The following is a 12,344-nucleotide window of genomic DNA, read 5'->3' as shown; positions in this document are numbered from 1 at the left end:
TAAGACTGCCGTAAAGGCCAGGTCGGCAGGGGACCGGGTCAGTAGGGGAGCGGGCGCCCCGAGGGGGAGCGCAGGTCCAGGCCCGAGGCGAGGTCGGGACGGCGCGGACGCCGCCGCCGGATGATCTGGGTGCGTCGCCGCATGATCTTCCCCTTTTCCGGGCTCGTCGTGGTCCGCGTCCTATGACACCGGTTCGCCGGACGCTCGCGCGCCTGGCTCGCACGGTTGCCCGTGCGAGCCAAACCTAGTCCGCCCCGCCCCTTCCGATCAACCGTTTTGGCTACGCAGGGTTCCCGCGACCATGCGGGTGGTGACGGCGATCCGGTTCCACGCGTTGATCGTCGAGATCGTCACGACCAGTGCGGCCAGCACCTCCGGCTCGTAGTGCCTGGCGGCCTCGTCCCACACCTCGTCCGGCACCGTCTCGCCGCGGTCGCTGAGCCGGGTGGCCTCCTCGGCCAGGGCGAGGGCCGCCCGCTCGGCGTCGCTGAAGAAGGGCGTCTCCCGCCAGGCCGCCACCGCGAACAGCCGCTCGTCGCTCTCCCCGGCCGCCTTCGCGTCGTGGGAGTGCATGTCGACGCAGAAGCCGCAGCCGTTGATCTGGCTGACCCGCAGCTTGACCAGTTCCTTCGTGGCGTGCGGCAGCCCGCTGCCGGCCAGGTACTTCTCCAGCCGCAGCATGGCCCGGTAGGCCTCAGGGGCGAGCTCGCTGACGTTCATCCGCTCTTTCATCGAACACTCCTCAGTTTCTCGGGGTTCCTCACGATGTCGATCTCGGTGATGCGGCCCTCGGAGACGGTCAGCCCGTAGACGGAGAGCCCGTCGTTCCGCGCCCACAGCAGTCCGGCCCGGCCGTTGACCGTGGTCACCGTCAGCCTCCCGGTGCCGCCGAACTTCCCGGCGACGCCGCGTATGAAGCGGCCCACCCGGTCGGCGCCGCGGACCGGCCTGCGGGCCGCGCCGACCACCCCGCCGCCGTCGCTGCGCATCACCACGTCCGGATCGAGCAGCGCCATCAGCGCGCCGATGTCGCCGTCCCCGCCCCGGATGATCCGCGCGAACGCCTCGACCACCCTGCGGTGCTCGGCCTCGTCGACCTCGAAACGGGGTGCCCGCGCCGCGACGTGCCCGCGGGCGCGGGCCGCGAGCTGCCGGCACGCGGCGGCGGAGCGCCCGACCGCGCGCGCCACCTCCCCGAACGGCAGCCCGAACACGTCGTGCAGGACGAAGGAGGTGCGCTCGGCGGGGCTGAGCGACTCCAGCACCACCAGCATCGCCAGGCTCATCGACTCGTCCAGGGTCACCCGGTCGGCGGGGTCGCCCCCGCCCACCACAGGCTCCGGCAGCCACGGCCCGACGTATTCCTCGCGCCGTACGCGCGCCGAACGCAGTACGTCCAGCGCGAGTCTCGATACTGTGACCACCAGCCAGCCCGTGACGTCCCCGATCTCCGAACGCTCCGCCCTGCCCAGCCGCAACCAGGCATCCTGGACCACGTCCTCGGCCTCGTCGACGCTGCCGAGCAGGGCGTAGGCCACGCCGACCAGGCGTGGCCGGATGGCCTCGAACTCAGCGGCGAGGGCTTCGTCACCGTTCACGTAAGGAGGACGAGACATGTTCCAAGTCTGTGACATCGCCCGAACCCCACCGTCCTCCGGGGCGTCCCATCCACCGGTGAACGGAGTGTGAGTTGAGTACGGCACTTATCGACGGTGATCCGCAGAGGCTGGGCGGCTACTGGCTGGCCGGGCGGCTGGGCGCGGGCGGCCAGGGCGTGGTCTACGAGGCGTACGACGCCGAGGGCACGCGCGTCGCGGTGAAGGTCCTGCACGGTGACGCCGGGACCGACCCCGAGCTGCGCGACCGGTTCGGCCGCGAGGCCGCCGCCGCGCGCCGGGTGGCCTCGTTCTGCACGGCGGGCGTGCTGGACGCCGACCTCGACGGGCCCAGGCCCTACATCGTCAGCGAGTACGTGGAGGGCCCCAGCCTGCGCCGGGCCGTCGCGGAGGGGCGCCGCTTCACCGGAGGCGACCTGCATCGCCTCGCGACCGCGATCGCCACCGCGCTGACCGCCGTCCACGAGGCCGGGGTGATCCACCGCGACCTCAAACCCGACAACGTCCTGCTGGGCCCGGACGGCCCACGGGTGATCGACTTCGGGGTCGCCCGTACGGAGGACATGTCGCTGACCGCGACAGGCATGGTCGCGGGCACCCCGACCTACATGGCCCCCGAGATCTTCATGGGCCGGCGCGCGACCGCGGCCGTCGACGTCTTCGCCTGGGGCGGGATCATGGTCTTCGCCGCGACGGGCGCCGACCCGTTCCGTGCCGAGAGCCTGGGCGGGATCATGCACCGCGTGCTGTCGGTACAGCCCCAGCTGGACATGCTCCCCGAGCACCTGCGGCCGTTCGTCGCCGCCTCGCTCGCCAAGGACCCCGAGTCCAGGCCCACCGCCAGGGACCTGCTGCTCGCCCTGGTCAGCGGCGACGGGGCCCTCAACACCTCCGACACCCCGGGGCTGCTCGCGGCCGGCAGCGACGCCGGGACCCAGGTCAGGGTGGCCTCGGCAGACCCCACGCTCGGCACCCTCGCCGAGGACGCCTACGTCGCGCTCGGCCCCGCCGAGCGGGAGCTGGCCCCGGAGATCTTCCTGCGGCTGGTCACCGTGACCGACGACGACCAGCTGGTCGTCCGCCGGGCGCAGTGGGCCGAGCTCCTCGACGGGCGGCGGGAGGGCGAGGCCGCCGCGGCACGGCGCCTGGTGGAGGTCTTCGCGTACCTGCTCACCCACGACGACCGGGAGGTGTGGCTGTCGCGGCCCGCGCTGCCGCAGGCCTGGCCCAGGCTGCGCGCGTGGGTCCAGGCCAACCGGGACGGCCTGGCCGTGCACCGGGGCATCCTCACCGCCGCGCGGCGCTGGCAGCTCCAGGGGCGCAGGGACGGGGACCTGTTCCAGGGCGGCAGCCTGGAGAACGCCATGCGCTGGGCGGCCACCGGGCGCCGCAACATCACGCTCAGCCCGGTCGAGCGCGACTTCCTGGAGGCGGGCGCCGCCCTCGCCCGGCGCCGTGTCCGCAGGGGCCGGATGCTCTCCGGCACGCTGGCCGTGCTGCTGGTCGTCGCGCTGGCCGCGGGGGCGTTCGCCGTGCAGCAGAGCAGGGTGGCCGACGCGCGCAGCGCCGTCATCGCCTCCCAGCGCGACCAGGCGACGGCCGCCAGGCTCGCCGCGACGGCCGACACGTTGCGGATCGCCGAACCGGTCAGGGCCATGCTGCTCAGCGTGGCCGCCTGGCGGCTGGCGCCGGTGGTCGAGGCGAGGGCGAGCCTGGCCGGTTCGCTGGCCCAGCGGGAGACGGCCGCCTTCCACGACCCGGCCACCGGGATACAGACCCTCAGGGCGCTGAGCGCCGACGGGCGCACCCTCGTCAGCGCGAGCGACGGCGAGGCGCGCGTCTGGGACGTGCGGACCGGCAGGCGCACCGGCGGCTTCACCGGGATCGGCGGCGAGCTGCGCGGGATCGCGCTGAGCCCGGGAGGCGGAAGGCTCGCCGTGATCAGCGGCCTGAGGCTGAGGATCTGGGACGTGCGGACCGGCAGGCCGACCGGCGCCGTCATGGAGGTCCAGGGCCGGAGCGCGGGCGGCGACACCACCGCGTCCTTCGGGCGGTCGGACGACTGGCTCATGGTCAGCCAGGGGGAGGGGTTCACCGTCTGGAACATCGTGACCGGCCAGAGGCACTCCCCGCTCGGAGGGGCCATCGGCAGCGACATCCCGGAGGACGGCCGCGGGCTCGCGACCGGGGATCTCAACGGCGAGGCGGCGGCCTTCACCCTGGACGGCCTGCGCAGGATCCCACTGGGGAGCCGCTGCAAGTTCTGCGTGCCGAGAGTCGCCTACAGTCCCGACGGCGCGACCATCGCCGTCGGCAAGGGGAAGACCATCGAGCTGCGCGACGCGTTCACCGGGGCGAAGCTGGAGGTCTCCTTCGACGAGGGCATGACCGAGGACCTCGTCTTCAGCCCAGACGGGCGCTTTCTCGCCTCGGCGGTCGACACGGCCCTGCGGCTCTGGCGGGTCGAGGACGGCAGGCTGCTGCTCACCCAGAGGATCGACGCGTACGAGCCCGTCGTGGCCTTCGACCCGGACGGGCGCACCCTGCGCTACCTCACGGAGGACGCGGTGACGAGCCTCGACGTCTCCGCGCTGACCAGGCACGTCACGCTGAAGGGCCCGGGGACCCGCTGGGCGGCCCTCAGCCCCGGCGGTCGGCTGCTCGCCTCCAGGGCGGACGGGGCGAGCGAGATCGTGATCCGCGACGCCGGGCGGCGCGCCCGCCTGGGCTCGCTGGACATCGGGCCCAGGGGCGCCGACAACCTCTTCCGGATGGCCTTCAGCGCCGACGGCGGGCGGCTGGTGGCCAACGAAGGCTCGGACGGCCCCCGGCTGACCGTCTGGGACACCGCCACCTTCAAGCGGATCGCCTCCGTCACCCTCGCCCGCGGCGGCCAGACGCCCGCCGTGGCGATCAGCCCCGACGGCACCGCCGTGGCCTCCTACACCCTTTACTACGACGCCGACACGCAGCCCGAGGGGGAGATCCACCTCTGGGACGTGCCCAGCGGCCGGCTCCGCTGGTCGCGGCCCCAGGAGATGGTCGAGGGGCTGGTCTTCACCCCCGACGGCGGGTCGCTCGCGGTCGCGGGCGGCGAGCACCGGCTGCTGGACGCGGGCACCGGCGAGCCGGTCGGCGAGACCTACGGCGCGCCGAGCCTCGGCATCCCGGCGATCGCGCTCGCCTTCGACCAGGACGGTGCCCGCTTCGCCGTCGCCGACCGGGAAGGGCGGGTCTCGGTGTTCGAGACCCGGGGCAGGAAGCGGGTGGGCGGCATGATCCGGGGCGAGGAGGGAACGGGGGCCGGCCTGGCGTACTCGCCCCGCGGCGACCTCATCGCCGCGGCGGTGACCGGGCGATCGGTGGGGATCTGGGACGTCGGGACCGGACGCCGCCTCGGCCAGCCGATCGTCGCCCAGACCGGCGATCTCCAGGCGCTGGCGTTCAGCCCCGACGGCGCCCGGCTGATCGCCGTGGACGGGGCGGGCACCCTGAACGAGTACCCGGTCGAGCCGGAGGCGGTGGCGCGGGCGGTCTGCGAGCGCGCGGGCCGCACCCTGTCGCGCGCGGAATGGCGCACCTACCTGGAGGACCTGCCCTACCGCGACGTCTGCCCTGCTTGAGCGGCTCATCCCGGGGGTGACGCCACGGTGCCCTCCCGGCGGGAGCGGCACCTCCGGCCCCCGCCGCGACCGGGCCGGTGGCGGCCGAGCTCGTCGACACCACCCGCACGCCCACCGTCTTCACGATCATCTCGATGCGGGTTTTGGACTTACTTGGGGGAGACCCTGCCCTGTGCCACCTCGGCACGGGGAATCCATGACCTGAGGGATTTTCGGCCGAGCCGTCACAGGTCGTGGGGCTGTCCTGTCTTAGCTGGTGACCGGGTGGCGAGAGACGCCTTCGGGGGACAGGAAGGGTTGTCATGAAGATCGTGGTAATCGGCGGTACCGGCCTGATCGGGTCGAAGCTCGTGGCGAAGCTCGGCGAGCACGGCCACGAGGCGGTGGCGGCGGCACCCAACACCGGCGTCAACACCCTCACCGGCGAAGGGCTGGCCGACGTCCTGATCGGCGCGGACGTGGTGATCGACGTGTCGAACTCCCCGTCCTTCGAGGCCGCCGCGGTCCTGGAGTTCTTCGAGACCTCCACCCGGAACCTGCTCGCCGCGGAGGAGGCGGCGGGCGTCGGCCACCACGTCGCGCTGTCGGTGGTGGGAACCGAGCGGCTGCCCCAGAGCGGTTACTTCCGGGCGAAGATCGCTCAGGAGAAACTGATCGAGAACTCCCCGATCCCCTACTCCATCGTGCACGCCACCCAGTTCTTCGAGTTCACCCGCGGCATCGCCGACGCGGCCACCGACGGCGGCACGGTCCGGATCGCACCGGTGTCCTACCAGCCCATCGCGGGCGACGACGTCGCCCGGGCGGTCGGCAGGGTCGCGGTGGGCCCGCCGGTGAACGGGAGGGTCGAGGTCGCCGGGCCCGAGAGGTTCCGGATGGACGGGTTCTTCCTGGACGCCCTGGCCGGCTGGGGCGATCCGCGCGAGGTGGTCGCGGATCCGCACGCGCGCTACTTCGGAGCCGAACTGGTCGAGGGATCCCTGGTACCGGAGGGCGACGACGCGATCCTCGGCGAGATCCGGTACGAGGACTGGCCGGGCCGGACCGCCACCGGAAAGTAGCGCGTCCCCGCCGGGCACCGGCCCGGCTCCATCACCCATTCGTCACGGAGGTACTTCCCATGCCGGACAACGATTCGACACCCGCCGGGCGCGAGCCGCGATCGACCGTGTGGCAGACGGCGCTCACCGTGCTGCAGGAGGCGGAACCGCCGTTCATCCCGGAGGGGGCGCACGCGATGACCGTGGTCATCGCGTACCCGCCCGGCGACCCCGGCACACCGCCGCACCGGCACTCCGGTCCGGCGTTCGGCTACGTGCTGGAAGGCGAGATGCTGTTCGAGCTGGAGGGCGAGCCCGAGCGCGTCGTCCGGGCCGGAGAGGTGTTCTGGGAGCCGGGCGGCGACGTCATCCACTACCAGGACGGCAACAACCGCGACGACGTCCCGGTCCGTTTCACCGTCACGATGCTGTGCGAACCCGGCAAGCCGATGCTCACCCTGGTGGACGAGGAAGAGCTCGCCCGGCGCGCGGACCGCCGTGCCCCCCGGCGATCCTGACCCCGGACGGACCCCTGCCACGGTGCCGCCGCGGTGCCCGGCCGGGCGGACATCCCAGAGGCCCGGCCGGGCGGACATCCCCACAAGACACCCATGGAGGAAAGATGAGCACCCCTGCCGGCGAGGACGACTTCCTGTACGAGTTCGAGGCGGAGGTCGGGGAGGAACTCATCCTGGCCGAGACGAGCCACCCGGAGGAGCCCTCCGACCTGCCGGTCACCGAGTGGCTGTTCGATCCGGCCGACGCCGAGCGCGACGAGGTCGGCCTGCGCGGGATCCTCGGCGCGGTCGAGGCGCTGGAAGGCGACTCCCGTCCCGACCGTCGCCTCACGGACGGACGTACCTGAGGAGAGGGGCGCGCGGGCCGACCGGAACCGGGAGCCCCGGGCTCTCCTCGAGAGCCCGGTGCGATCCGGCGTTCGTCCTCGTCAAGGGAAACATTTTTTCCGCGTATCGCATCAAACACCGCATGAGAGTGGCGCGGGAGTTGATCGTGGGCGATCCCTGGCGGCTGGGCGGCTACCGTCTCGCCGGGCGGCTGGGGGCGGGCGCCCTGGGCGTGGTCTACGAGGGGTACGGCCGGGGCGGGGAACGGGTCGCGGTGACGGTCCTGCACGGCCGCCCGGGAGGTGACGCGCCCGCCGAGGCCGCCGCCGCCCGCCGCGTCGCCTCCTCCTGCACGGCGGGCGTGCTGGACGCCGACCTCGACGGGCCCAGGCCGTACATCGTCAGCCGGTACGTGGAGGGCCCCAGCCTGCGCCGGGCCGGGCGGGTCTTCGGCGGCGACGACCTGCGCGGCCTCGCGGCCGCGGTCGCCACCGCGCTGACCGCCCTCCACGACGCCGGGGTGGTCCACCGCGACCTCACGCCCGACAACGTGATCCTCGGCGGGGACGGTCCCAGGGTCATCGGATTCGGGACGGCCCCCGGGCGGGTGACGTCGCTGACCGCCACCGGGCTCAGGACGCGGGTGCCGTCGTACACGGCGCCCGAGGTGTTCACCGGCGGCGCGGCGGGCCCGGCCTCCGACGTGTTCGCCTGGGGCGGGATCGTGCTGTACGCCGCCACCGGCGAGGACCCGTTCGCGGCGGGCAGCCTGGGCGCGGTGATGCACCGGATCCTCTCGCTCGACCCGGACCTGGGCCCGCTGCCCCGGTTCCTGCGGCCGCTGGCCGCCGCCGCGCTCGCCAAGGACCCCCGCGGCAGGCCGGCCGCCCGCGACCTGCTGATCGCCCTGCTCTCCGGGAGCGTCTCCGGGAGCGCCCCGGACCCCGGGACGGCCGCGCCGCGGGCGGAAACCGATCCCGGGACGGCCGCGCTGCCGCGGGCGGGGACCGATCCCGGGACGGCCGCGCTGCTGCGGGCGGGGACCGAGATGGCGGCCGGGATCCGTACGGCCTGCGACGACCCCGGGCTGGGGGCGCTTGCCGAGTCCGCGTACGCCGCGCTCGGCCCGGCGGACCGGGAGCGCGCGCCCGCGGTGTTCCTGAGGCTCGTCGCCATCGCCCCCGACGGGCAGCCGGTCGCCCGCCAGGCCAGGGTGCCCGCCGGATCCGAGCGTGTCCTGCGCGGCTTCGCGGGGCTGGTCGCGCACCGGGGGAAGGAGGCGAGTCTGGTCCACCAGGCGCTCCCGTACGCCTGGCCGAGGCTGGGGGAGTGGATCGAGGCCGACCGCGCCCGCCTCGTGGCCCGGGAGAGGCTCGCCCGGCTGATTCCCCCGCTGCCGGTCGCGCTGGTGGTGCTGGCGCTGCTGGCCGCCGGGGTGATCGTGGCGGGCCGGATTGTCTGACCTGCGAATACCTGGGTACGACTTTCCCCGGAGATGCCGATGGTTTTCGGGGGGAAACATGGCGAGCTGTGAAACATGCGGTAACGACTACGACATGAGCTTCGAGGTGCACGCCCAGGGCAAGGTGCACGTCTTCGACAGCTTCGAGTGCGCGATCCAGCAGATGGCGCCCATCTGCGAGCACTGCGGGGTCCGGATCGTCGGGCACGGCGTCGCGGCGGGGCGGCGCTGGTTCTGCTGCGCCCACTGCGCGAGGAAGGAGGGGGCGACCGCGATCGTGGACCGGGTCGGCGCGGAGGTGTGAGGTGCCGGACGGAGGTGTGAGGTGCCGGAGTCGCGTCGCGGCCCGGGCCGCGACGCGGTGACGGCGCTCGGCGCCGTCCGGGCACCGGTGACGTCGAGCTCACCCGACGGCGTGAGGCGGTGTTAACGAGACCGGCACGATCTGGTATTGCGTGAGTCTGGCTGAGATCGCCTCCTGCCTTCACACTGGGGCCTATGTGGGATTTTGATGTCCTCGTTCTCGGTTCCGGGCCAGGCGGGCAGAAGGCCGCGATCGCCGCGGCGAAACTCGAACGGCGCGTCGCGCTCGTCGAGCGGCGCAACATGCTCGGCGGGGTGTGCATCAACACCGGCACCATCCCCTCCAAGACACTGCGCGAGGCCGTCCTGCACCTGACGGGCCTCAACCAGCGCGGCATGTACGGCCAGAGCTACCGGGTGAAGGACGAGATCACCGCGGCCGACCTGGGGATCCGCACCCAGCACGTGATCGGCCGGGAGATCGACGTGATCCGCAGCCAGCTGTCGCGCAACCACGTGGCGACGCTCAACGGCCACGGCCACTTCGTGGACCCGCACACGATCGGCGTCGTCGACGAGCACGGCCACGAGACCAAGGTCACCGCCGACAAGATCGTCATCGCCACCGGAACCCGGCCGGCCCGCCCCGACACCGTGGAGTTCGACGGCCACACGATCATCGACTCGGACGGCATCCTGCAGTTGCAGGACATCCCCGACTCGATGGTGGTCGTGGGGGCCGGGGTGATCGGCATCGAGTACGCCTCCATGTTCGCCGCGCTGGGCACCAAGGTGACCGTGGTCGAGCGCCGCGACCGGATGCTCGACTTCTGCGACCTGGAGATCGTCGAGGCGCTCAAGTACCACCTGCGCGACCTGGCGGTGACCTTCCGCTTCGGCGAGACCGTCGCCGCCGTGGAGCGCCGCCCGAGGGGCGCGCTGACCGTGCTGGAGAGCGGCAAGCGGATCCCCGCGGAGACGGTGATGTACTCGGCCGGACGCCACGGCATGACCGACGAGCTCGCCCTGGAGGCCGCGGAGCTGGCCGCCGACGCCCGGGGCCGCATCCAGGTCGACGAGCACTACCGCACCGCCGTGCCGCACATCTACGCCGTCGGCGACGTCATCGGTTTCCCCTCCCTGGCCGCCACCTCCATGGAGCAGGGCCGCATCGCCGCCCACCACGCCTGCGGCGAACCGCTGCGCGGCATCCACCACCTGCAGCCGATCGGCATCTACACCATCCCCGAGATCAGCTTCATCGGTCCCACCGAGGACGAGCTGACCGCCTCCCACGTCCCCTTCGAGGTCGGCATCTCCCGCTACCGCGAGCTGGCCCGGGGCCAGATCATCGGCGACACCTACGGCATGCTGAAGCTCCTGGTCTCCCCGGACACCCGCGCCCTGCTCGGCGTGCACGTCTTCGGCACCGGCGCCACCGAACTCCTGCACATCGGCCAGGCCGTCATGGGCTGCGGCGGCACCATCGACTACCTGGTCGACGCCGTCTTCAACTACCCCACCCTGGCCGAGTCCTACAAGGTCGCCGCCCTGGACGCCATGAACAAACTCCGCCGGGTGGCCCGCTTCGAGCTCTGATCCCTGCCCGGATCGGGGTGCTCGCGGTCACGGGCGCAGGAGGTAGTCCCCGGCGAGCCGGACGGCCTCGTTCTTGGTGTGCCCGGGGTGGTCCACGAGGATGAAGTGGCGGCCGATCGCGAGCGCGAACGCCAGGGTGCTGCGCGCCTCGATCTCGTCGGGATCGGTGACGAACGTGCCGAACATCCTCCGCAGGAACTCCATGCGCTCGTTGTCGACACGCCGCAGGCGCGTCGCGACGGACGGGTCCTGGCGGGCCCAGGCCCGGACCGCGAGATCGATCCGGTGGAAGTCCTCCGAGAAGGTCAGGTGACCGGCGCGCCGGATCTTCTCGGAGGCGTCGCCGCCGGCGGCGTCGACCTGGGCGAGGACCTCCTTGGTGCAGCGGCGTTCCCACTCGTCGAGCATCTCCGCGAGCAGCGCGGGACGGCCGTCGAAGTATCCGTAGAACCCGCCCTTCGTCACGCCTAGCCGGGTGGCGAGCGTCTCGACGCGGACCGCGTCGGGCCCGCCCTGGGCGAGGGTTTCGAGGCCCGCCTCTATCCAGCGGGTTCGCGGTGTACGGGCCACGGGGAATCCGGCTCCATCCATTGATCGCGGTGAAGTTGTACGGTACCGTATATAAAAAATATACGGCACCGTATAAACGGGAGGGCCGAACCATGCCGAGACTCGCGGAGAGCACCCACACCGAGCGGCCGTGGCGCGTCCACGAGCTCACGAGCGACTTCACGGTCGAGGACGTGTGGTCGTTCCGCACCCCCGGGGCCGGACCCGACGACTTCCCGACGATGCTCGCGGCGTTGCGGGCCGCGCTCGGATCCACGAGGCAACCCTGGCCGGCGAGGTTCCTGTTCGCCGTCCGGTGGAAGCTCGGCGCGCTCCTCGGCTGGGACGAGCCGTCGGCGGGCGTCGGCGGGCGGGTCGCCTCGCTCCGCGACCGCCTGCCCGCCGACCTCCGCGACGCTCCGCGCGGCCTGGACGACAGGAGGATGCCCCTGAAGGCGGTCTACGAGCTCGACACGGAGGCCGCGCGCGAGCTGGCGAACAAGACCGTGCACGGCGTGATGCATCTCGGCTGGGTTCGAGGGGCGAACGGCGACCACGAGCTGCGGATGGCCGTCCTCGTCAAGCCCAACGGATGGTTCGGGCGGCTCTACATGGCCGCCATCGCGCCTTTCCGGTATCTCATCGTCTATCCGGCGCTGACCCGGCAATGGGAACAGGCCTGGCGCGACCGCGATCGTGCCCACGCGGGGGCGGGGCACGATGAGGGACGGTCACGATGAGATCCGGGAGGCGACTGCTCCGCTGGGCGAGCGGGATCATGATCGTGCTGGGAGCGGGGCATCTGTCCCTGGCGGCGCTCATCGCCTGGGAGGGCGTCGCCGGCTGGGTGGATCGGGGGATGTGGGCGGCCGTCCCGCTCGTGCTCACGGGCGGGGGCGCCGGCAAGACGGTGGAGTTCCTCCGGAACGACCTCGCCTTCTGGGCCGGTCCGGGAAGCTTCTCGGTGCCGCTGATCCTCCTGGGGTGCCTGACCTGGCACCTCGCCGGACGCGGGGTGGCCGTGCCGGCCGGGATCGGCTGGGGCCTCGCGGCGTGGTGCGCGCTGGGCGGCGTCCTCCTCGTGCCGTCCCCGTTCTTCGCCGGGACCGTCGCCGGGGCGCTCATTGTTCTGGCGGCGCGGAGGGAGGACCGGCCTGTCACCCGGGCGGCAGGGCGGGAACCCTCTCCCCGATCGGCGTAGAGGTCGTCTCCTCACCGGACCGCCCGACCCCGGCCGGGTCCTGCCAGGTCGCCGTGCACGAACTCCGCGGGGCGGCCCGCTTCGAACCCCGATCCGTTCACGGGCC

At 72.8% G+C, this 12,344-nt stretch carries 12 protein-coding genes; 9 read left to right on the top strand and 3 right to left on the bottom strand.

Features of this window, described 5'->3' with window-relative positions; translation table 11 throughout:
- Positions 1-267: 267 nt before the first annotated feature.
- Both AB0F88_RS13835 and sigJ read right to left on the bottom strand, forming a co-directional pair.
- Complete coding sequence (locus AB0F88_RS13835) at positions 268-732, bottom strand: carboxymuconolactone decarboxylase family protein (RefSeq protein ID WP_362682083.1); 465 nt, start codon at positions 730-732, stop codon at positions 268-270.
- On the bottom strand, positions 729-1,616 hold the full coding sequence (gene sigJ, locus AB0F88_RS13830; RefSeq protein ID WP_362682080.1) for an RNA polymerase sigma factor SigJ: 888 nt from the start codon (positions 1,614-1,616) through the stop codon (positions 729-731). Before sigJ ends, AB0F88_RS13835 begins: the two co-directional genes overlap by 4 nt.
- A 74-nt stretch (positions 1,617-1,690) precedes the next feature.
- On the opposite strand from sigJ, the gene AB0F88_RS13825 reads away from it, so the two are divergent.
- The 7 genes from AB0F88_RS13825 to sthA all read left to right on the top strand — a co-directional run bounded on the left by AB0F88_RS13825 (position 1,691) and on the right by sthA (position 10,488).
- The gene (locus AB0F88_RS13825) at positions 1,691-5,239 is read left to right on the top strand and encodes a serine/threonine-protein kinase (RefSeq protein ID WP_362682078.1); all 3,549 of its coding nucleotides are present in this window, start codon (positions 1,691-1,693) and stop codon (positions 5,237-5,239) included.
- 302 nt (positions 5,240-5,541) lie between these two features.
- Positions 5,542-6,300: an SDR family oxidoreductase gene (locus AB0F88_RS13820; protein ID WP_362682075.1), complete on the top strand. Its 759-nt coding sequence runs from the start codon at positions 5,542-5,544 to the stop codon at positions 6,298-6,300.
- Positions 6,301-6,359: 59 nt separating this feature from the next.
- A complete protein-coding gene (locus tag AB0F88_RS13815; RefSeq protein ID WP_362682072.1) occupies positions 6,360-6,797 on the top strand; it encodes a cupin domain-containing protein in 438 nt (145 codons plus the stop codon).
- Between the two features lie 104 nt (positions 6,798-6,901).
- A complete protein-coding gene (locus tag AB0F88_RS13810) occupies positions 6,902-7,144 on the top strand; it encodes a hypothetical protein (protein WP_362682069.1) in 243 nt (80 codons plus the stop codon).
- A 122-nt stretch (positions 7,145-7,266) separates the two neighbouring features.
- Complete coding sequence (locus AB0F88_RS13805) at positions 7,267-8,586, top strand: protein kinase (protein WP_362682065.1); 1,320 nt, start codon at positions 7,267-7,269, stop codon at positions 8,584-8,586.
- A 58-nt stretch (positions 8,587-8,644) separates the two neighbouring features.
- Positions 8,645-8,890 (top strand): hypothetical protein, encoded by a 246-nt coding sequence (locus AB0F88_RS13800; RefSeq protein ID WP_362682063.1) that lies wholly within the window; start codon positions 8,645-8,647, stop codon positions 8,888-8,890.
- Between the two features lie 194 nt (positions 8,891-9,084).
- Positions 9,085-10,488 carry a Si-specific NAD(P)(+) transhydrogenase gene (sthA, locus tag AB0F88_RS13795; RefSeq protein ID WP_362682061.1) on the top strand — a complete coding sequence of 468 codons (1,404 nt, stop codon included), beginning with the start codon at positions 9,085-9,087 and terminating at the stop codon, positions 10,486-10,488.
- 27 nt (positions 10,489-10,515) lie between these two features.
- Here sthA and AB0F88_RS13790 read toward each other — a convergent pair whose 3' ends face one another.
- Complete coding sequence (locus AB0F88_RS13790) at positions 10,516-11,058, bottom strand: TetR/AcrR family transcriptional regulator (RefSeq protein ID WP_362682059.1); 543 nt, start codon at positions 11,056-11,058, stop codon at positions 10,516-10,518.
- A 92-nt stretch (positions 11,059-11,150) separates the two neighbouring features.
- On the opposite strand from AB0F88_RS13790, the gene AB0F88_RS13785 reads away from it, so the two are divergent.
- Together AB0F88_RS13785 and AB0F88_RS13780 are read left to right on the top strand one after the other, a co-directional pair.
- Complete coding sequence (locus AB0F88_RS13785) at positions 11,151-11,777, top strand: DUF2867 domain-containing protein (protein WP_362682057.1); 627 nt, start codon at positions 11,151-11,153, stop codon at positions 11,775-11,777.
- The gene (locus AB0F88_RS13780; RefSeq protein ID WP_362682055.1) at positions 11,774-12,238 is read left to right on the top strand and encodes a DUF6463 family protein; all 465 of its coding nucleotides are present in this window, start codon (positions 11,774-11,776) and stop codon (positions 12,236-12,238) included. Before AB0F88_RS13785 ends, AB0F88_RS13780 begins: the two co-directional genes overlap by 4 nt.
- Positions 12,239-12,344: the final 106 nt, after the last annotated feature.

The sequence above is a fragment of the Streptosporangium sp. NPDC023963 genome (assembly GCF_040639135.1).
Taxonomy (GTDB): Bacteria; Actinomycetota; Actinomycetes; order Streptosporangiales; family Streptosporangiaceae; genus Streptosporangium.
The sequence above is the reverse complement of the archived record's forward strand: the minus strand, read 5'-3'. Positions and strand labels throughout refer to the sequence as shown.